The organism is Roseovarius pacificus (assembly GCF_900142665.1).
GTDB lineage: Bacteria > Pseudomonadota > Alphaproteobacteria > Rhodobacterales > Rhodobacteraceae > Roseovarius > Roseovarius pacificus.
This window is the reverse complement of record NZ_FRBR01000001.1, coordinates 451821-472245: the sequence shown is the minus strand read 5'-3', so window position 1 is coordinate 472245 and position 20425 is coordinate 451821. Positions and strand designations below refer to the sequence as shown.

19 protein-coding genes are annotated in these 20425 nt (G+C 65.8%); 8 read left to right on the top strand and 11 right to left on the bottom strand.

The window, feature by feature from the left end:
- Positions 1-66 precede the first annotated feature (66 nt).
- Positions 67-1356 (bottom strand): ArgE/DapE family deacylase, encoded by a 1290-nt coding sequence (locus BUB53_RS02285; protein WP_073032223.1) that lies wholly within the window; start codon positions 1354-1356, stop codon positions 67-69.
- Positions 1357-1560: 204 nt separating this feature from the next.
- On the opposite strand from BUB53_RS02285, the gene argC reads away from it, so the two are divergent.
- The 7 genes from argC to BUB53_RS02250 all read left to right on the top strand — a co-directional run bounded on the left by argC (position 1561) and on the right by BUB53_RS02250 (position 7713).
- Positions 1561-2589, top strand: a complete 1029-nt coding sequence (gene argC / locus BUB53_RS02280; protein ID WP_073032221.1) for an N-acetyl-gamma-glutamyl-phosphate reductase — start codon at positions 1561-1563, stop codon at positions 2587-2589.
- Positions 2590-2607: 18 nt separating this feature from the next.
- Positions 2608-3078, top strand: coding sequence for a cytochrome c maturation protein CcmE (gene ccmE / locus BUB53_RS02275; RefSeq protein ID WP_073032219.1), 471 nt, complete (start codon positions 2608-2610; stop codon positions 3076-3078).
- 84 nt (positions 3079-3162) lie between these two features.
- A complete protein-coding gene (locus BUB53_RS02270; protein ID WP_073032217.1) occupies positions 3163-3774 on the top strand; it encodes a holin-associated N-acetylmuramidase in 612 nt (203 codons plus the stop codon).
- On the top strand, positions 3765-4352 hold the full coding sequence (locus BUB53_RS02265; RefSeq protein ID WP_073032215.1) for a holin family protein: 588 nt from the start codon (positions 3765-3767) through the stop codon (positions 4350-4352). The genes BUB53_RS02270 and BUB53_RS02265 overlap by 10 nt, the downstream gene beginning before the upstream one ends.
- A 75-nt stretch (positions 4353-4427) precedes the next feature.
- A complete protein-coding gene (locus BUB53_RS02260) occupies positions 4428-6398 on the top strand; it encodes a heme lyase CcmF/NrfE family subunit (protein ID WP_073032213.1) in 1971 nt (656 codons plus the stop codon).
- Complete coding sequence (locus BUB53_RS02255) at positions 6395-6853, top strand: cytochrome c-type biogenesis protein (RefSeq protein WP_073032211.1); 459 nt, start codon at positions 6395-6397, stop codon at positions 6851-6853. Before BUB53_RS02260 ends, BUB53_RS02255 begins: the two co-directional genes overlap by 4 nt.
- An 80-nt stretch (positions 6854-6933) precedes the next feature.
- Entirely contained in the window at positions 6934-7713 is a 780-nt protein-coding gene (locus BUB53_RS02250; RefSeq protein ID WP_073032209.1) for an enoyl-CoA hydratase-related protein, read from the top strand.
- Between the two features lie 66 nt (positions 7714-7779).
- Here BUB53_RS02250 and BUB53_RS02245 read toward each other — a convergent pair whose 3' ends face one another.
- The 4 genes from BUB53_RS02245 to gltX form a co-directional block, all read right to left on the bottom strand.
- A complete protein-coding gene (locus BUB53_RS02245; RefSeq protein ID WP_073032207.1) occupies positions 7780-9444 on the bottom strand; it encodes a calcium-binding protein in 1665 nt (554 codons plus the stop codon).
- Positions 9445-9623: 179 nt separating this feature from the next.
- Positions 9624-10391 (bottom strand): calcium-binding protein, encoded by a 768-nt coding sequence (locus tag BUB53_RS02240; RefSeq protein WP_073032205.1) that lies wholly within the window; start codon positions 10389-10391, stop codon positions 9624-9626.
- 183 nt (positions 10392-10574) lie between these two features.
- Positions 10575-11870, bottom strand: a complete 1296-nt coding sequence (gene gltA / locus BUB53_RS02235; RefSeq protein WP_073032203.1) for a citrate synthase — start codon at positions 11868-11870, stop codon at positions 10575-10577.
- 73 nt (positions 11871-11943) lie between these two features.
- Positions 11944-13353, bottom strand: coding sequence for a glutamate--tRNA ligase (gene gltX / locus BUB53_RS02230; RefSeq protein WP_073032201.1), 1410 nt, complete (start codon positions 13351-13353; stop codon positions 11944-11946).
- A gap of 80 nt (positions 13354-13433) precedes the next feature.
- Between gltX and BUB53_RS02225 the strand changes: the two genes are divergently transcribed.
- On the top strand, positions 13434-15440 hold the full coding sequence (locus BUB53_RS02225; protein WP_073032199.1) for a ComEC/Rec2 family competence protein: 2007 nt from the start codon (positions 13434-13436) through the stop codon (positions 15438-15440).
- Here the strand turns inward: BUB53_RS02225 and lexA are convergent.
- The 6 genes from lexA to BUB53_RS02195 all read right to left on the bottom strand — a co-directional run bounded on the left by lexA (position 15434) and on the right by BUB53_RS02195 (position 20335).
- Positions 15434-16135 (bottom strand): transcriptional repressor LexA, encoded by a 702-nt coding sequence (lexA, locus tag BUB53_RS02220; RefSeq protein ID WP_073033678.1) that lies wholly within the window; start codon positions 16133-16135, stop codon positions 15434-15436. The two genes, BUB53_RS02225 and lexA, sit on opposite strands and share 7 nt — an antisense overlap.
- Before the next feature lie 141 nt (positions 16136-16276).
- Positions 16277-17449 carry a molybdopterin molybdotransferase MoeA gene (locus tag BUB53_RS02215; RefSeq protein WP_073032196.1) on the bottom strand — a complete coding sequence of 391 codons (1173 nt, stop codon included), beginning with the start codon at positions 17447-17449 and terminating at the stop codon, positions 16277-16279.
- Entirely contained in the window at positions 17446-17922 is a 477-nt protein-coding gene (moaC, locus tag BUB53_RS02210; protein WP_073032194.1) for a cyclic pyranopterin monophosphate synthase MoaC, read from the bottom strand. The genes BUB53_RS02215 and moaC overlap by 4 nt, the downstream gene beginning before the upstream one ends.
- Positions 17923-18738, bottom strand: coding sequence for an indole-3-glycerol phosphate synthase TrpC (trpC, locus tag BUB53_RS02205; RefSeq protein ID WP_073032192.1), 816 nt, complete (start codon positions 18736-18738; stop codon positions 17923-17925).
- Positions 18735-19757 carry an anthranilate phosphoribosyltransferase gene (gene trpD / locus BUB53_RS02200; protein WP_073032189.1) on the bottom strand — a complete coding sequence of 341 codons (1023 nt, stop codon included), beginning with the start codon at positions 19755-19757 and terminating at the stop codon, positions 18735-18737. The genes trpC and trpD overlap by 4 nt, the downstream gene beginning before the upstream one ends.
- The gene (locus BUB53_RS02195) at positions 19754-20335 is read right to left on the bottom strand and encodes an anthranilate synthase component II (RefSeq protein ID WP_073032187.1); all 582 of its coding nucleotides are present in this window, start codon (positions 20333-20335) and stop codon (positions 19754-19756) included. The genes trpD and BUB53_RS02195 overlap by 4 nt, the downstream gene beginning before the upstream one ends.
- Positions 20336-20425 lie beyond the last annotated feature (90 nt).

The following is a 20425-nucleotide window of genomic DNA, read 5'->3' as shown; positions in this document are numbered from 1 at the left end:
GGCGGAGGAGAGTCATAAAATCGCGGTTCTCGGGGCCAGCGAGAATACCGGGCATTAACATTTCCCTTACCCCCCGAGCGCCTCGGTTCCGCACCATTCGGCGATGAAGAGGGCCATGGTGATGGTCGTGCGGCGGATCGATTCGATGCTGACGCGTTCGTCGAAGCCGTGGATGTTTTCGGATTTCGGGCCGTAGCACAGAGACGGGATGCGATTGTAGAGCTGGTAGACGCGGGTATCGAGATAGCCCGGCGTGACGAAGGATTTGAGATCCTCGCCGGTGGCGCCGCGATGGGCGGAGTGCAGGACGGATTCGGCCTCGGTGCCGGGCTCCAGCACGTAGCCTTCGGAAAAGAAGCCGTTGAACGTGACGGTGGGCGGCGATTTGGACAGGTAGGAATCCTGCGCCGCGAAGGCGGCGATGCGGTCCGTGATCTCCTGCGCGGCCTCGGCGGCCTTCGTGCCGGGATAGAGCGCGATGCGGCAATCGAAGCGGCACCATGCGGGCACCGACGAGGCCCAGTCTCCGCCTTCGATCTTGCCGATATTGAGGTTGATCGGGTGGTCCTCGTCCTCGAAAAACGGGTGAGCGGCTTTTTCGGCGTTCCAGTCGCTCTCGATCTCGCGCAGCGCGGCGATCACGCGATAGGCGGCGTCGATGGCGTTGGCGCCGCTGCCCATCTCGCGCACATGCACCGGCGTGCCGCGCACCTCGACCCGGAACCAGAGCGTGCCGACATTGGCCCGCACCAGCATTTCCTCTTCGGGTTCGGGGATGAAGACCGCATCGGCGGTATAGCCTTGCAGATAGGTCATCAGCGCGCCGTTGCCGGTGGATTCCTCTTCGACCACGGTTTGCAGGTGGACCCGCGCGGCAGGGGCGACCCCGGCGCGGCGCAGGGCATCGAGGGCAAAGAATATCTGCGCCTGACCGGCCTTCATGTCGGCCCCGCCCCGGCCATAGAGCCAGTCGCCCTCGATACGGGGCTCAAACGGTGGGGCGCTCCACATGTCCTCGGGGCCGGTGGGGACGACATCGACATGCGATTGCAGGATCAGCGAACGTCCGCGTTCCTGCCGGGGCCGGTGGGTGCCCACGACGATGGGGGCGTCGGAATGGCTGTCGCTGTATTTGCCGCCGCCTTCGTGGTTTTCGATGGCCGTGCGGTCCATGTCGAACTGGTCGATCTGGTATCCGCGGTCGGCCATCTGACCGGTGATGAATTTGACGATCTCGTGCTCCTGCCCGCGTGTGGAGGGGAAACGGATCAGGGTTTGGGTGAAGTCGAGTTGTTCATCGAACCCGTCGTTCACCGCCTTGACGATCGTGTCCTTGAGATCTTGGGAAAGGGGCATGAGGGTATCCTGTTTCCGGGGCGGAGAGGATCGCGGGCCGCGATTGGCCGATCCGACGCTCGGGTGTGATTTGCGCTTGCTGTGTTGCGCGGGAGTAAAGCCTGTGTCCTGTCGTGAAGCAATGGGGGCTGGCGCGGTTTTGCCCGCTCTTGGCAATCGCGTGTCCAGCATGTAGGCACAGGCCGATCAATATCGGGGGCGGAGATGAGCCATAAAATCGCGATTCTGGGGGCCAGCGGGTATACCGGGGCCGAGCTTGTCCGGCTGATCGCCACCCATCCGGGAATGGAGATTGCGGCCTTGGGCGCGAATTCCAAGGCGGGGCAGGGCATGGCGCAGGTGTTTCCGCATCTGCGGCATCTGGACCTGCCCGATCTGGTGACAATCGACGAGATCGGCTTTGCGGACATCGACCTGTGCTTTTGCGCCTTGCCGCACAAGACCAGCCAGGAGGTGATCAGCGCCCTGCCGCGCGATCTGCGGATCGTGGACCTGAGCGCCGATTTCCGGCTGCGCGATCCGGCGGCTTATGAAAAATGGTATGGCAATCCGCATGCGGCGGTCGAATTGCAGAAGGAGGCGGTTTACGGCCTGACCGAGTTTTACCGCGATGAGATCCGCGCCGCGCGGCTGGTGGCCGGGACGGGGTGCAACGCGGCGACGGGGCAGTATCTTCTGCGCCCGCTGATCGCTGCCGGGGTGATCGACCTCGAGGACATCATCCTCGACCTGAAATGCGGGGTGTCCGGGGCGGGGCGCAGCCTCAGGGAAAACCTGCTGCATGCGGAGCTGTCCGAGGGCTATCACGCCTATGCGGTGGGCGGCACGCACCGGCATCTGGGCGAGTTCGATCAGGAATTCAGCGCGATTGCCGGGCGGGATGTGCGCATCCAGTTCACGCCGCACCTGGTGCCGGCGAACCGGGGTATTCTGGCCACAGGGTATGTCAGGGGCGAGGCCGGGGCGATTCACGATGCGCTGGCCGCGCAATACGATGACGAGCCGTTCATCGAGTTGTTGCCGATGGGCGAGGCGCCCAGCACGCGCCATGTGCGGGGCAGCAATTTCTGTCATATCGGCGTGGTGGCCGACCGTATCCCCGGCAAGACCATCGTGATCGCGGCGCTGGATAACCTGACAAAAGGTAGCAGCGGACAGGCATTGCAGAATGCCAATCTGATGTTAGATATTCAGGAAACCGAAGGTCTGATGCTGGCCCCGGTATTCCCGTGATCTGATCGGAGCAAGGCCATGAAATCGCTGAAGAAGAAACGCAGGGTGCAGGTGATCGCCGTGACCGCCCTGGCGTTGATCGTGTCGACGGCGCTGATCGGATACGCGATGCGCGACGGGATCAACTTTTTCCGCTCGCCCAGTGAAATCGTTGCCGAACCGCCCGGCCCGACCGAGGTGTTCCGCATCGGCGGGCTGGTCGAGGGTGGCAGCCTTGTGCGCGGGCAGGGCGAGGAAATCCGCTTTAACGTGACCGATGGCGGGGCTATCGTGGCGGTGACCTACAAGGGCGTTCTGCCCGACCTGTTCGAGGAGAACCAGGGCATGGTCGGCATGGGCACCTATGACGGCGAGGTGTTCCGCGCCACCGAGATTCTTGCCAAGCACGACGAGGATTACATGCCCAAGGAAGTGGTGGACGCGCTCAAGGAACAGGGCGTCTATCAGGAGCCGGGTGGCGAGTATAACGGGCACGCCAGCGGTAGCTGAGCGCACGCTGCGCACGCTGTTCAAGCCAGTCGTTAACCTTTCACGGTCAGTCTTGCCCCGTCATGCGGCAGGAAGGACCGGATCATGCTCAGCGTATCGGATATCGCAAAACAGATCATCGCCCGCGAGGGGGGATTCGTGGATGACCCGGACGATCCGGGCGGGGCGACGAAATACGGCGTCACCATTCACACCATGCGCCGCCTTGGGCTGGATCTGGATGGCGACGGGGCGGTCGGTGTCGCGGATGTGCGCCGCCTGAGCCGCGCGCAGGCCGAGGATATCTTTGTCGCGCAGTATTACCACCGCCCCCGCATTGACGAGCTGCCCCCGGTGCTGCGCGCCAGCGTGTTCGACATGTATGTGAACGCGGGGGCGAATGCGGTGAAGATCCTGCAACGGCTGTTGCGCGACATGGGGCAGGAGGTGACGGTGGACGGCGTGATCGGGCCGCAAACCATCGCCGTCGCGCAACGGGTGGCGCGCAGCGCGCCGGATCATATCGCCGATGCCTACGGGATCGCGCGGCGCAACTATTACCTTGCCCTGGCCGACCGGCGGCCCGCCAGCCGCAAATACGCCCGCACCCGCGCGGGCGGCAAGGGGGGCTGGATCAGGCGGGCCGAGGACTTCATTTCGCCCCGGTTTCATCTGAGCGAACAGGACTTTCGTGAAAGGGTGGCGGCATGGGGATGATCGAGCGGATCGTGACATTGTTCTTCGGCGACGGGCGCAACGTGGTGGCGCAGACCGCCGAAGTGTTTCGCGAAAACGCCGAGGCCGGGGCGGCGCGCGAGAGCGAACAGCGCGCGGCGGCGGTGGACCAGTTCGGCGCCGAGTTCGGCCAGCCGCCGCGCGGCCGGTTCGACCGGGTCATGGACGGGCTGAACCGGGTGCCGCGCCCGGCGCTGGCGCTTGGGACTCTGGGATTGTTCGTGGCCGCGATGGTCGACCCGGTATGGTTTGCCGCGCGGATGCAGGGAATCGCGCTGGTGCCCGAGCCGCTGTGGTGGCTGCTGGGCGCGATCGTGAGCTTTTATTTCGGGGCGCGGCATCAGTTGAAAGGGCAGGAGTTCCAGCGCTCGGTCGTGCGCACGCTGGCGCAGACACCGGCGGTGGTGGAGAATCTGTCCCGGCTCGAGAGCCTGCGCGCGGACAGCCCCGGCGTGGCCGATCCCGGCCCGGATGCGCGCACGGTGCTGGAGGCGGTGCGCCCGGCAAACAACCCGGCGCTGGCGGAGTGGCGGCGGCGCGACACCCGGCGCGACCGCTGACCCCGCGACAATGTGATCACCGCGGCGTGCCGAATCCCGTTGGCCCGCCACGGTGAAAACGCGTATCATGCGCCCATGATTACAGAACTCGGCCACTTTGCCCTCGTCCTCGCCTTCTTCGTTGCCTGCGTTCAGGCGGTCGTGCCCCTTGTGGGGGCGCATAAACGCTGGCCCGGCTGGATGGCCGTGGCGGAACCGGCGGCGAATGTGCAATTCCTGCTGACCGCGACGGCCTTTGCCGCGCTGACCTATGCCTTTGTCACCTCGGATTTCTCGGTGCGGCTGGTGACGGTGAACAGCCATTCGGCCAAGCCGATGCTCTACAAGATCACCGGCGTCTGGGGGAATCACGAGGGGTCGATGCTGTTATGGGTGCTGATCGTCACCCTGTTCGGGGCGTTCGCCGCGTGGTTCGGGGGCAACCTGCCGCCGACGCTGAAGGCGCGGGTGCTGTCGGTGCAGGCGATGATCGGCGTGGCGTTCTTTGCCTTTATCCTGTTCACGTCCAACCCGTTCCTGCGGATGGGCGTGCCGCCCTTTGACGGGCAGGACCTGAACCCGCTGTTGCAGGACCCCGGCCTGGCCTTCCATCCGCCGTTCCTGTACCTGGGCTATGTCGGGCTTTCGATGACGTTTTCCTTTGCCGTGGCGGCCCTGATCGAGGGGCGCGTGGATGCGGCGTGGGGCCGTTGGGTGCGGCCCTATACGCTGGCGGCGTGGATTTTCCTGACCGTCGGGATCGGGCTGGGAAGCTGGTGGGCCTATTACGAGCTGGGCTGGGGCGGATTCTGGTTCTGGGACCCGGTGGAAAACGCCAGTTTCATGCCGTGGCTGATCGCCGCCGCGCTGTTGCATTCGGCCATCGTGGTGGAAAAGCGCGAGAGCCTCAAAAGCTGGACGATCCTGCTTGCGATCATCGCCTTCGGCTTTTCGATGGTGGGGGCGTTCATCACCCGGTCGGGGGTGATCACCTCGGTCCATGCCTTTGCCAGCGACCCCGAGCGGGGCGTGTTCCTGTTGCTGATCCTCGCGGTCTTCATGGTGGGCGCGCTGACGCTGTTCGCCGCGCGGGGCAACGTGTTGCAGGCCAAGGGGGTGTTTTCGCTGGTCAGCCGGGAATCGGTGCTGGTGATCAACAATGTGCTGCTGGCGGTCGCCGCCTTCGTGGTGTTCGTCGGCACGATCTGGCCGCTGGTCAGTGAAATGGCGTTCGATCGCAAGCTGTCGGTCGGGGCGCCGTTCTTCAACATGGCCTTTACGCCCTTCATGGTGGCGCTTGGGCTGATCCTGCCGGTGGGGGCGATGCTGCCGTGGAAACGGGGCAATCTGGCGCGCGTCATCCGGCCCTTGCGCGGCGCGTTCCTGCTGGCCGTGGCGGTGGGGGCGCTGGCCTTTGCGATGCAGACCGGGCGCAGCGCGCTTGGCCCTGTGGGGCTGTTTCTGGGGGCATGGCTGATTTCCGGCGCGGCGGTGGATCTGTGGAGCCGCACCGGGCGCGGCGAAAACCGCCTGAGCCGTCTGACGCGCCTGCCGCGCGCCGACTGGGGCAAGGCGGTGGCGCATGCCGGTCTGGGGGTGACCATGGCCGGGGTTGCCGGGGTCATGGCCTGGGAGGCCGAGGATATCCGCGTGTTGCAGGTGGGCGAAAGCCTCGATCTGGCGGGCTATACCGTCACGCTGGATGCGGTGCGGGAGATCAAGGGACCGAACTATGAGGCCACGCAGGCGGATATGATCCTGTCGCGCGGCGGCAGTGTGATCTCGACCTTGCAGCCGGAAAAACGATTCTACCCGGTGGCCGGGATGCCGACGACCGAGGCGGCGCTGGATAACGGGTTCCTGCGGGATGTCTATGTCGTCATCGGCGATCCGCAGGACAATGGCGGCTGGGCCGTGCGGACCTATCACAAGCCGCTGGCAAACTGGATCTGGGGCGGGTCGATCCTGATGGCGATCGGCGGCGCGCTGAGCCTGAGCGACCGGCGCTATCGCGTGGCGGCCGGTGCGCGCAAATCCACCCCCGCCGCCGGAGTGCCCGCCGAATGAAACGCCTGATCCTGAGCCTTGCCCTGTGCCTGCTGGCCGCGCCGGTCTGGGCGGTGCAGCCCGACGAGGTGCTGGACGACCCGCAACTCGAACAGCGCGCGCGCGATATTTCCGCCGGGCTGCGCTGTCTTGTGTGCCGCAACGAAAGCATCGACGATTCCAATGCCGGGCTGGCGCGCGATCTGCGGCTGCTGGTGCGGGAGCGTCTGGTCGCGGGGGACAGCGACGATGAGGTCGTGGAATTCATCGTGGATCGCTATGGTGAATATGTGCTTTTGAATCCGCGGGCGACGGGATCGAACCTCGTGCTGTGGCTGGCGGGGCCTGCGATGCTGCTGGTGGGGGCCGGTCTGGGCTGGACCTATCTGCGCCGCCGGGAACGGGCCGAGGAAGGCCGGCTTGAGCCGCTGAGCGATCAGGAGGCCGAGCGCCTGCGCGAGATCATGAAGGACTGACGCGCCGTTCTGCTTTCCCTGCCGGGCGAAATCGGGTTTGATCGCCGCAAATCGCAACAGGATGCAGGGGGACAGGCCCGGTGACAGACTATCAGACCATCACGCTGGAGATTGCGGACGGCGTTGCCGTTCTGCGGCTGAACCGCCCGGACAAGATGAACGCGCTCAACACCCAGATGCGCGCCGAGATCACCGATGCCGTTGGCGTGGCGGGGAAATCGGCGCGGGTGCTGGTGATGACGGGCATTGGCAGGTGCTTTTGCTCGGGGCAGGATCTGAGCGATGGCGGCAATGCCGCCAATCTGGACCTGGAACGTGTGCTGCGCGACGAGTACGAACCCATGCTGCGCGCCATTGGCGAATGCCCGATCCCGACGATCAGCGCGGTGAACGGCGCCGCTGCCGGGGCGGGGGCCAATCTGGCGCTGGCCGCCGATGTGGTGATCGCCACCGAGAGCGCCTATTTCCTACAGGCCTTTACGCGGATCGGGCTGATCCCGGATGCCGGGGGCACCTATTGGCTGCCGCGCCAGATGGGGGCGGCCAAGGCGATGGGGGCGGCCCTGTTCGCCGAGCCGGTGAGCGCCCGGCAAGCCAGCGACTGGGGCATGATCTGGGAGGCGGTGGCCGATGACGGGTTCGAGGCCAGATGGCAGGCGCGGGCGGCGCATCTGGCCAAGGGGCCGACCGTGGCCTACGCGCAGTTGAAACAGGCGATCCGGCAGAGCTGGAGCAACGATTACGACGGGCAGCTGGACCTCGAGGCCAAATCGCAGGGCATTTGCGGGACGACGCGCGATTTCAAGGAAGGCGTGGTGGCGTTTCTCGAAAAGCGCCCGGCGAAATACGAAGGGCGCTGAGGGCGGCGCGCAACGTCGCCGGACATGTGGGCGCGGCCAGCGGGGGTCGCGCCTTTTGCTTGTGCGTCAGGGCGTGGCCGCCGCGCGCGGGGTCAGTTGGACATTGGCGGCGGTAAAGCCGGTGCCGACGCCCTGAACCACGCTGACGGCCACACCGTCCAGCAGGACGGTGGCGTCGCCCTCGGTGGCGGTGGCGCCGGGGCTGTAGGCGATGGCGATGGATGGGGGCGCGCCCGCAGCGGTCGAGACGATCAGCGCGTCCTCGGCATTGTCGAAATCGGTGATCACCGGGGCATTGTCGCCCGCGATGGCATCAGTGGTGACAAAGCTGTCGGCCCCCGTGCCACCGGTGACGGTGTCGTCAAAGCCGAAATAGAGCGTGTCGTTACCGGTGCCGCCGTCGATCAGGTCGCCGGTGGTGTCGGTGTCGGCCGACAGGTCGGGGGCCGACGGATCGCCGAAACCGCTGCCGAAGATGGTGTCGTCGCCGGTGTCGCCGTGGAAGGTGTCGGCGCCGTCGCCGTCGATCAGCAGGTCGTTACCGGCGCTGCCGCGCATGAAATCGTCGCCTGCGCCGCCAAGGACGGTATCGGCGCCCTCGTTGCCGAAGACCCGGTCATCGCCGTCGCCAGCGTCGATCTCGTCGTCGCCGGTGCCGCCGCGCAGGATATCGTTGCCCGCCAGACCGCTGATCGTGTCGTTGCCGCCTTCGCCCTCGACCAGATCGTCGTTGGGCGTGGTTTCGATGCTTTCGGCATTGTCCGTGCCGGTGACGGCCTGGCCGGTATCGGCCTCGGCGCTGTAGCTCACCAGCGCGATATCGTCCGCGGTCAGATTGCCCGCCGCGCCCTGAACGCTGGCCACGGTTTCGCCGTTCATCCGGATCAGGGCATTGCCCGATCCGTCGTCGGTGACGGTCAGTTCGGGCACGTTGTCCGCCGCGTCATAGTTGAAGGCGATCTGATCGGATTCCGGGTCGTAATCGGTGATTTCCGCCGCGCGGCCCGCCTGAATCCAGTCGCCGAGGCCGAAGCTGTCGGAGCCCGCGCCGCCGGTGGCCGAATCGTCGCTGCCGATGATCAGGTTGTCGTTGCCATAGCCGCCGTTCATCACGTCCCCGGCATCGCCGTCGCTGCCTGCGCCGCCGATGGCAAGAGATGCCAGAAGCGCCGCCGCGGGGTCGGTTTCGCCGGAGGCGGCGAGTTGGGCCTCGATATCGGCCACGGTGCCCTCGCCAAGGTCGGTCTGCGTGCCGATCAGGACATCCGCGCCGGTCGAGCCGTTCATGGTGTCCTCGCCCGCGCCGCCGACGAGCAGGTCGTCGCCCGACCCGCCCCAGATCAGGTCATCTCCGGCGCCGCCAAAGGCCAGGTCGGTGCCGTCATCGGCAAAAAGGCTGTCGTTTCCGTCGCCACCGGCCAGCGCGTCGTCGCCTGCAAGGCCGCTCAGCCGGTCATCGCCGTCTTCGCCGCTGAGCCGATCGATTCCGGCGCCGCCTTCGACGGTATCGTCGCCGGCCCGCGCCTCGATCACCGAACCGTCGTCATCGCCGGTCAGGATGTCGTCATCTTCCGTGCCGGTCGTTATCTCGTCCGGCTCCTCTGCCGGATCGTCCCCGCCGGGAACGAAGGGCCGGAAAAAGGTTTCGTCGTCGTTATCGTCATCGAGACCAATAATAATACCCGCCGCAGCACCGATGCCGAGCAGGCTCAAAAGCACGTAACCGATCATTTTAATTCCCCCAGGAACACACCGAATCCACTCTGAAATTTGTAGAGCACGAGGTATGATCGTACCATGATTTTTCGACGCCGCGGTCACGCTATGGGGGTGTTTTTGTTTCTGTTTTCGGTTCTTTTTATGATCTTTTCTACTTTCGGTTCCCGACTGGAAACGAAAACCGCGCGTCATCAGGCGGCATAGCGGCCCACAGCGACGTTGCGCAGGGAAAATTCGGGGCTGGCGTTGCGCAGCACGGCCACGGCCTGACCATCGGCCTTGATCGTGGTCATGCCGGTTTGCCTGTCCACCTCCAGCGTCATGTCGGGGGTGGGCCGATCGTCGGCATGCACGAAGGAAATCAGATCCTCGGCCAGATCGAAATCTTCGATCACGACAGGCCGGCCGCCTTCGATCCAGTCGCCAAGGGCGAATTCATCCGATCCTTCGCCGCCGGTCACAGAGTCGTCGCTGCCCGCGACGACGGTATCGTCCCCCGGCCCCAGATCGACGATATCGCCGGTGTCGGAAGGGCCGGGCAGGGCATAGCCAAAGGCGATATCACCCAGGTTTTCAAGCCCGTCCAGCGATGCCACCAGTGCGGTTTCGTCCACCACATTGGCGGCCTCGATGAAATCGTCGCCCGCGCCGCCGATCAGGGTATCGAAACCCGCGCCGCCGATCAGAACATCCGCCCCGGCGCCGCCTGCAAGCAGGTCATCGCCCTCCAGCCCCAGCAGCCAGTCCGTTCCGGCCCCGCCTGACAGGACATCATCACCGCCCCGCCCGATCAGAAGATCGTTCCCGCTGCCGCCCGAGAGCGTATCCTGCCCGTCGGTGCCGTCCATGACGTCATCGTCATCCACGGCCCCCCCGGCGATGTCGATATCACCGGCGGACAACCCCACCATTCCGGCAAGGGAGGCACCGACCAGGAGGAAAAGAGCGAGGAAGGCCATGACAGTGTTTCCTGTGCGATCATTGACGACGGGTCATTGATCGCAGGGCGGTGGTAAAGACCGGGTGAATGCCTTCCCGGCCGGTCATGGTGAATTTCCGTAAAATTCGATCTGTTTCTCATAAGAAAAGGGCCGGAATGCGTGCTGCATCCCGGCCCCGGTTTTCGGCTTGATCCGCTTGCGTCAGCGGTTTTCGATATCGACGTAATCGCGCAGCGTTTCGCCATGATACAGCTGACGGGGACGCCCGATCTTCAACTGCGGGTCGCTGATCATTTCCTTCCACTGGGAAATCCAGCCGACGGTGCGGCTGAGCGCGAAGATCGGCGTGAACATCGAGGTCGGGAAGCCCATCGCCTCGAGAATGATGCCCGAGTAGAAATCGACGTTCGGGAACAGTTTCTTGTCGGCGAAATAGGGATCGGCCAGCGCCGCCTTTTCCAGTTCCTTGGCGACCTGAAGGGTCGGGTTGTCTTCGATGCCCAGAAGATCCAGCACCTCGTCGGCGGATTGCTTCATCACCTTGGCGCGCGGATCGAAGTTCTTGTAGACCCGGTGGCCGAAGCCCATCAGGCGGAACGGATCGTCCTTGTCCTTGGCGCGCGCGATGAATTCGGGGATGCGGTCGGGCGTGCCGATTTCCTGCAACATCTCGAGGCAGGCCTGGTTGGCGCCGCCATGCGCGGGACCCCAGAGGCAGGCGATGCCGGCGGCGATACAGGCAAACGGGTTCGCCCCCGAACTGGACGCCAGACGCACCGTTGAGGTCGAGGCGTTCTGTTCGTGATCGGCGTGCAGGGTAAAGATCCGGTCCATCGCACGGCTGAGGATCGGGTTCACCTCGTAATCGGCGGCGGGCACGGCAAAGCACATGCGCAGGAAGTTCGAGGCATAGTCCAGATCGTTGCGCGGATAGACGAAGGGCTGACCGATGGAATACTTGTAGGCCATGGCCGCGATGGTCGGCATCTTGGCGACCATGCGGATCGAGGCGACCTCGCGCTGCCAGGGGTCGGAGATATCGGTGCTGTCATGGTAGAAGGCCGACATCGCGCCGACGACGCCCACCATGATCGCCATTGGATGGGCATCGCGGCGATAGCCCCGGAACAGGTACATCATCTGTTCGTGGATCATGGTGTGGTTAGTGACGCGCGATTCGAAATCTTCCAGCTGCGCGGGCGAGGGCAGTTCGCCGTACAGCAGCAGGTAGCACACTTCGAGGTAATGCGATTTCTCGGCCAGCTGGTCGATCGGATAGCCGCGGTGCAGCAACTGGCCCCTGTCACCGTCGATATAGGTGATGGTGCTGTCGCAGCTTGCGGTCGAGGTAAAGCCGGGATCGTATGTGAAAACGCCCGCCTGCCCATAGAGCTTGCGAATGTCGATCACGTCGGGACCGGAGGTTCCGGCGTAAACGGGCAGGTCGTAATCCTTGCCGTCGATGGTCAGCTTCGCGGTTTTAGTGCTTTCAGCCATTCGGGTTCTCCCTTTCAAGCCCGCACTTGCTGTGCGTCACGGGCTGCCTATAACAGTCGGCCTTTCGAGTAGGTTAACCACTCTCGCAGGCGGCATCGGAAAGCCGGGCGATCGTTTCATCCCGCCCGAGCACGAGCATCATGTCGAATACGCTCGGTGTTGCGCTGCGGCCTGCCAGAGCGGCCCTGAGCGGGCCTGCCAGCTTGCCGAACTTCACGTCAATAGATTCGGCGAACTGCATTGCGGCTGCCTCCAAATCTTCGCGCGACCACCTAGCATTTCGCAAATGCGGCGTCAATTCTTTCAGTATACTACGGGATACATCATCGAGCTGCGCGGCGGCCTTCTCGTCCGGTCGAATCGGGCGCTCGGCCAGGATAAATTCTGCCTTTTCAAGAAGTTCGGGAAATGTCCTGGCCCGCTCCTTGAGGCAGTACATGCCGGTTTCCATCAGGCTCAGTCTGGGACCGGACAGGGCGGGTTGTCCGGTGGCTGCCAGAAACCCCTGCAATTCATGCAGCAGCGCAGCATCGTCGCTGGCCGCGATATGCTGTCCGCAGAGGTTTTCGAGCTTCTTGAAATCGAACCGGGCGGGCGATTTTCCGATGCCCGAGAGGTCGAACCACTCCTGCGCCTGCGCGTCGGTGAAGAATTCGTCATCGCCGTGGCTCCAGCCCAGCCGGGCCAGGTAATTGCGCATGCCCGCCGCCGGATAGCCCATTTTCTGGTATTCATCGACGCCGAGCGCGCCGTGACGCTTGGACAGTTTCTTGCCGTCGGGGCCGTGGATCAGCGGGATATGGGCGTAAACGGGCAGGGGCCAGCCCATCGCCGTATAGATCAGCATCTGCCGGGCGGCGTTGTTCAGGTGATCGTCGCCGCGGATCACATGGGTCACGCCCATGTCGTGATCGTCCACCGCCACGGCCAGCATGTAGACCGGGCTGCCATCCGAGCGCAAAAGCACCATGTCGTCCAGCTGATCGTTGCGGATGGTGACATCGCCCTGCACCCGATCGGCGATCACCGTGGCGCCGTCGCGCGGGGCCTTGATGCGGATGACGTAAGGCGCGTCGGGATGCGTGGCGGGATCGGCATCGCGCCACGGGCTCTGGAACAGGGTCGAGCGGCCCTCGGCGCGGGCGGTGTCGCGGAACGTCTGGATTTCGTCCTGCGTGGAGAAGCACTTGTAGGCCTCGCCCTTGTCCAGCAGGTCCAGCGCCACCTCGCGGTGTCGCTCGGCGCGCTCGTACTGGCTGATCACCTCGCCATCATGATCGAGGCCCAGCCACGCCATGCCGTCGAGAATCGCCTGCGTCGCCTGATCGGTCGAGCGCGCGCGGTCGGTATCCTCGATGCGCAACAGGAACCTGCCGCCCCGGCCACGGGCATAGAGCCAGTTGAACAGTGCGGTGCGCGCGCCGCCGATATGCAGGAACCCCGTGGGCGAGGGGGCGAAACGGGTCACGACTGTTTGCGGCATGGGGGACATTAACCTTTCGGTAACCGGGTTGGGCCTAGCGTTGCGGCCTGTCTATCGGCGCGGCGGAAGGGTGACAAGACTTGGCGCTATGGCAACACGCGTGGGCCGCATGGCTGAACCAGCGCGGGCATCTGTTTCCCTGGGTGCCCGTATGCCTGGGCTGTGGTGTCGGGATATATTTCGCGCTGCGGGCCGAGCCGGGGGCGGGCGCGTACCTTGGGCTGGTCGTGGCGGGCGTTCTGTGCGCCGTTCTGGCAGGGCGCTTGGGTCCGGGGCTGTCGCCGCTGTTCTGGGCCGGGGCGATGGTGGCCACGGGGCTGTGCATCGCCGGGGCGCGGGCGCATCACCTGTCCGGGCCGGTTCTGGGCTGGCGCTATTACGGGCCGGTGGAAGGGCGGATCGTGGGGATCGACCGGTCGGGGTCGGATGCGCTGCGGCTGACGCTGGATCGCGTCCGGCTGCATGAGGTTTCGCCGGAAAAGACCCCGGCGCGCGTGCGGGTGTCGCTGCATGGCATGCAGGGCTTTGTCGTTCCGCGCCCCGGCCTGCGGGTGATGATGACTGCGCATCTGTCGCCGCCCGGTGGCCCGGTCGAGCCGGGCGGCTTCGATTTTCAGCGTCACGCATGGTTTTTGCGTCTTGGCGCCGTGGGCTATACGAGAACCCCGGTCCTGACGCTTGCCCCGCCGGAGGCCGGGCAAGGGATGTTCCGGGCGCGCATGGCGCTGTCGGCGCGGGTGCAGGCGGCGCTGCCCGGCGAAACCGGCGGATTCGCGGCGGCGATCATGACCGGGGATCGCTCGGGTATCGGGCAGGACACGCTCGAGGCGCTTCGGGTGTCGAACCTTGCGCATCTGCTGGCGATCTCGGGGCTGCATATGGGGCTGCTGGCGGGGTTTGTCTTTGCCGCCTTCCGGCTGGGCTTTGCCGCCGTGCCGGTGGTCGGCCTGCGGGTGCCGGCCAAGAAGCTGGCGGCGCTGATGGCCCTGCCGGTGGCGGCGGCCTATCTGGGCCTGTCCGGCGGCAGCGTGGCGACCGAGCGTGCATTTGTCATGGTGGCGGTGGCCCTGTTGGCGGTGATGAGCGACCGGCGGGCGCTGTCGCTGCGCGCCGTGGCGGTGGCGGCGGTCATCGTGCTGGTCCTGCGCCCCGAGGCCCTGCTGGGGCCGGGGTTCCAGATGTCGTTCGCCGCCACGACCGCGCTGGTCGCGGTGTTCGGCTGGCTGCGCGATGCCGCAGTGCCGCCTGGCCCGCGCTGGCTGCGCCCGGCGGTGGCGGTGGTGATTTCCTCGGCCGTGGCGGGGCTGGCCACCGCGCCGGTGGCGGCGGCGCATTTCAACCAGATCGCGCATTACGGTTTGCTGGCCAACCTGTTGAGCGTGCCCCTGATGGGGGTGCTGGTGATGCCCGCCGCGGTGCTGGCCGCCTGCCTGTTGCCCTTCGGGCTGGAGGGTGTGGCGCTGTGGGTCATGGGGCAGGGGTTGGGCTGGATACTCGGCGTGGCGCATTGGGTGGCCACGCTCGAGGGGGCGCGCGGAACGGTGGTCAGCCCCACGCCGATGGTTCTGCCGCTGATGGCGATGGGGGCCCTGTTTCTGGTGCTGTGGCAGGGGCGGGCGCGGCTGGCCGGACTTGTGCCGATTCTGTTGGCCGCGCTGCTTTGGGCGCAGAGCGAGCGGCCCGATGTGCTGATCTCAGACAATGGAGCATTGGTCGGGGTGATGACCTCGCAGGGGCGCGCGCTGAGCCGGGCGCGCGGGGCCGGGTTCGTTGCGATGAACTGGCTTGAGAACGATGGCGACGGCGCGGTGCAGGAAAGCGCCGCCAGCCGCTGGCGCGATCCGCCTCCCGGCGGCCTGCGCATCCTTGCCCTGCGCGGCAAGCGCGCGGCGCGCGGCACCACCGATTGCAACGGGCATGACTGGATCGTTTTCGACAGAACGCCGGAGCACAAGCTGCCCTGTACCGTGTTCGAGCCGCGCATGCTGCGCCGTTCGGGCGCGGTGGCACTGCATGTCACGGCGGAGGGGGTGAAAACCGTGACCGCGCGCCAGATCACCGGCACGCGGTTGTGGAACGCTCAGTAGGTGCGGATCAGCCCGACCAGACGGCCCTGCACCTTGACCTGATCCTCGGGCAGGACGCGGGTTTCATAGGCCGGGTTGGCGGCCTCCAGTGCGATGGCGTTGCCACGGCGATAGAATTTCTTGAGCGTCGCCTCCTGATCCTCGACCAGGGCCACGACGATATCGCCATTGTCGGCGGTGCTGGTTTCACGGATCACCACCACGTCGCCGTCGTTGATCCCGGCCTCGATCATCGAGTCGCCCTTGACCTCGAGCGCGTAATGTTCGCCTTTGCCCGAGATCATCGCGCCGGGCACGGCCACCTTGTGGCTGACATGGGCAATCGCCTCGATCGGGACACCGGCGGCGATCCGGCCCATCACCGGCAGTTCCATCGCCCCGACCGCTTCGACGGGTTGCGCATTGGCGGGTTGCCGCACATCCGGTTTTTCGCCTTCGATCACGCGGGGGGTGAAGCCATGGGAGGCCTCGCCGCCGAGCGCCTCGGGCAGTTTGACGATTTCCAGCGCACGCGCCCGGTGGGCCAGGCGGCGGATGAAACCGCGTTCCTCCAGCGCCGTGATCAGCCGGTGAATGCCGGATTTCGAGCGCAGATCAAGCGCCTCTTTCATTTCGTCGAAACTGGGCGGCACCCCGTCGCGCTGCACGCGCTTGTGGATGAAGTTCAGAAGATCGAGCTGTTTTTTCGTCAGCATTTTGCGCACCTCGGGTCCATGCGTTTTGTTTTGTTCTACGCATGTTCCCGTTTTGTGTCAACTCCGGCGCGTTCCGCCCTTCTTCTTGCCAGAAATATTCCGGGGGAGTCGCCGCTTGCGGCGACGGGGGCAGCGCCCCCTTTACAGCGGCAGGTAGTCGATCACGTCGCCGGCCTTGCGCGGGGCGTCGTCGGCGGGGCGGATCATCAGGGCGTTGGCGCCCGCCAGCACGCTCAGCAATGCGCTGTCCTGCCGCTCGGCAGGCGCGATTGTGCCGTCGCGGACATCGGCGCGCATGTAATGTTCGCGCGGGCCGCCACGGGGCAGGTCATGGGCTAGGCGCGCACTCAGGCGTGGCGCGCTCTCGGCCCCGAGGCCCAGCATCGCGCGGATCGCCGGGGCCAGAAACACATGCCCGCAGACTATGGCCGAAACCGGGTTGCCCGGCAGGCCGATCATCGCCGCGCCGCCCATCCGGCCCGCCATCAGCGGTTTGCCGGGGCGCATCCGCACCTTGTAGAACGCGCGTTGCATTCCGAGGCTTTCGGTCACGTCGCCCACCAGATCGTGATCGCCCACCGAGGCCCCGCCGATGGTCACCACCAGATCGGCCCCGCGCGCCAGATCGAACGCGGCTTCCAGCGAGGCGCGCGTGTCGCGTGCAATCGGGAGGATACGGGCCTCTGCGCCCATGCCGTCCAGCATCGCCTTGAGGCCGAAGGTGTTCGAGGCGATGATCTGATCCGGCCCCGGCTCTTCGCCCGGCATCACCAACTCGTCGCCGGTGGAAATCAGCGCGACCTGCGGCTTGCGGGTGACACGCACATGGGCGACGTTCATCGACGCCAGAAGCGCGATATCCGCCGGGCCCAGAATGCGCGGCGCGGTGATCCGGTCGCCGGTTCTGAAATCGGCCCCGGCGGGGCGCAGGTGGGTATTGTCGCCAAGATCGTCGCCAAGGGTGATCCGCTCGCCCTCGCGCGTGACGTCTTCCTGGATGACGATGCGGTCCGCGCCGTCGGGCACCGGTGCGCCGGTAAAGATGCGCACGGCCTGCCCCGTGCCGACGCGGCCCTCGAAGCCATGGCCCGCCGCCGCCTCGCCGATCACGGTGAACTGCGCGCCGGGGCGCACGGCGGACCCGTCCACCGCATAGCCATCCATTGCCGAGGCGGCAAAGGGCGGCTGATCGCGCCGGGCCACCGCATCGGCGGCCAGCACACGGCCTGCGGCCCGGATCAGCGGAACCTCTTCGGTGTCCAGTGGCGTCACCAGCGAAAACAGGTGGTCCAGCGCCTCGTTAACGGTGATCATGTGGCCTCGTACCGTCCGGATTTGCCGCCATCCTTCAGCTTGACGCGGATACGGCCGATTTCCATCGCCTTGTCCACGGCCTTGACCATGTCATAGACGGTCAGCGCGGCGGTGCTGACGGCGGTCAGGGCCTCCATTTCCACGCCGGTCTGGCCGGTGGTCTTGACCGTGGCCTCGATCTGCACGCCGGGCAGGTCGGGATCGAGCGCCAGTTCCACGGAGACCTTGCTAACGGGCAGGGGGTGGCAGAGCGGGATGAGCTCGGGGGTTTTCTTGGCTCCCATGATGCCCGCCAGACGGGCCACCGACAGAACGTCGCCCTTTTTGGCGCGTCCGTCGCTGATCATGTCGTAGGTGTCACGCGCCATTTTGACCGATCCGGCGGCGACGGCCACGCGCGATGTCACCGGTTTGTCCGAGACATCGACCATATGCGCATCGCCCTTGCCGTCGAAATGCGTGAGGCCGGCCATTCACATGCCCCCGGCGGTCAGCGGATTGGCCAGCAGGGTGCGCGTGGCGGCAGCCACATCGTCCTGACGCATCAGGGATTCCCCGATCAGGAAGCAGCGCGCGCCATACATGGCCATATCCGACAGGTCCTTGGGTGTGGACAGGCCGCTTTCGCAGACGATCATGCGGTCCACGGGGACCAGTTTCGACAGGGTGCGTGTGGTGTCGAGCGTGGTGTCGAACGTGTTCAGGTCGCGGTTGTTGATGCCGATCATTTTCGACGAGAGTTGCGCGGCGCGGTCCAGTTCGGCCTCGTCATGCACTTCGATCAGCGCGTCCATGCCCCATGCGGTGGCGGCGTCCTCGAGTTCGGAGGCCTGTGCGTCGCTGACCGAGGCCATGATGATCAGGATGCAATCCGCGCCCCAGGCACGGGCTTCGGCCACCTGATAGGGGTCGTACATGAAATCCTTGCGCAAGACCGGCAGGTCACAGGCGGCGCGGGCCTGTCCCAGAAATTCGGGCGCACCCTGAAAGCTGGGCGTGTCGGTCAGGACCGACAGGCAGGTCGCGCCGCCCTCGGCATAGGCGGTGGCCAGCGCGGCAGGATCGAACTCCTCGCGGATCAGGCCCCTGGAGGGGCTGGCCTTCTTGATTTCGGCGATCAGGCCATAGCCTTGCTTGCTGGCCTGCAGCAGCGCGTCGGCAAAGGGGCGCACCTCGCCCGCGTCGCGGGCGGCGGCCTCGACCTCGTCCAGCGGGCGCTCGGCCTTGGCGGCGGCGATTTCGTCCAGCTTGTACGCCTTGATCTTTTCGAGAATGGTGGGGGTGCTCATGCGGCCTCCGATGTGATCTTGGCAAGGGTTTCGACCTTGGCGCGTGCCGCGCCGCTGTCGATGCTCTCAATGGCCTGCGCGACGCCTTCCCTGACGTCGCCGGCATGGCCCGCCACCACCAGCGCGGCGGCGGCATTCAGCAACACCGCGTCGCGATAGGCGCCGGACGCGCCGTCCAGAAGGGCGCGGAACGCGTTGGCGTTGTCTTCGGGCGTGCTGCCGAGGATGGACTCGAACGGGTGCACGGGCAAGCCGAAGTCTTCGGGGTGCATCTCGGCGTCGGTGACATCGCCGTTTTCACCCAGTTGCGCCACCCATGTGACGCCGGTGATCGTCATCTCGTCGGTGCCGTCGCTGCCATGCACCAGCCAGGCCCGTTCCGAGCCCAACTGCCCCAGCGTTTCGGCCATCGGGCGGATCAGGTCTCGGGCGAAAGCCCCGGTCAACTGCCGTTTGACGTCCGCCGGATTGGTCAGTGGCCCGAGGATGTTGAAGATCGTGCGCGTGCCCAGTTCGGCGCGCACGGGGCCGACATGGGCCATGGCCGGGTGGTGCATCGGCGCCATCATGAAGGCGATCCCGACCTCCTGCATGGCCTGTTCCACCACCTGCGGGCCGACCATGACATTGACGCCCATCTGGGCCAGCGCATCCGCGGCGCCGGATTTGGAACTGAGGTTGCGGTTGCCGTGCTTGGCCACCGGCACACCCGCACCGGCCACAACGAAGGCCGTCGCGGTGGAAATGTTCAGCGTGCCCTTGCCGTCGCCGCCGGTGCCGACGATGTCCATCGCCCCGGCGGGCGCGGCCACCTTGTTGCATTTGGCGCGCATCACGGCGGCGGCGGCGGCGAATTCGTCCACCGTTTCGCCGCGTGTGCGCAGCGCCATCAGGAAGCCGCCCATTTGCGCCGGTGTCGCCTCGCCCTCGAACAGGCAGGCGAATGCGGCCTCGGCCTCGTCGCGGGTCAGGGGGCGTTCGGCGGCGGCGCCGATCAGCGGTTTGAGGCGGTCGCTCATGCGGGCACCTTCATCATGTCGAGGAAATTCCTGAGCAGCGCATGGCCATGTTCCGAGGCGATCGACTCGGGGTGGAACTGTACGCCGTGGATCGGCAATTCGCGGTGTTGCAGACCCATGATCGTGCCGTCTTCGAGTTCGGCGGTGATCTCAAGCACGTCGGGGCACGTTGCGCGCTCGACCACCAGCGAGTGATAGCGCGTCGCCTGAAACGGCGAGGGCAGGCCCGCGAACAGGCCCTTGCCGGTGTGATGCACCTTGCCCATCTTGCCATGCACGATCTCGGAATGGCGCACCACCTTGCCGCCGAACGCCTGTCCGATGGCCTGATGGCCAAGGCACACGCCCAGAAGGGGCGTTCCGGTTTCGGCGGCGGCCTCGGTCAGGGCAAGGCAGATACCCGCCTGGTCCGGATCGCAGGGGCCGGGCGACAGCAGGATGCCGGCGGGGTTCATGCCCATGGCCTCCTGCACGTTCAGCGCATCATTGCGTTTCACAACGACATCGGCGCCCAGTTCACCGACATAATGCACCAGATTATAGGTGAAACTGTCGTAGTTATCTATCAAAAGCAGCATTTTGCCTGTCCTTACGCCAAGGGGGCTGGAGGCCAGCGGTGCGGTCGCGGTATACATGTTCAGGGTTGCGCGGCACCGTCAAGGGGCGCA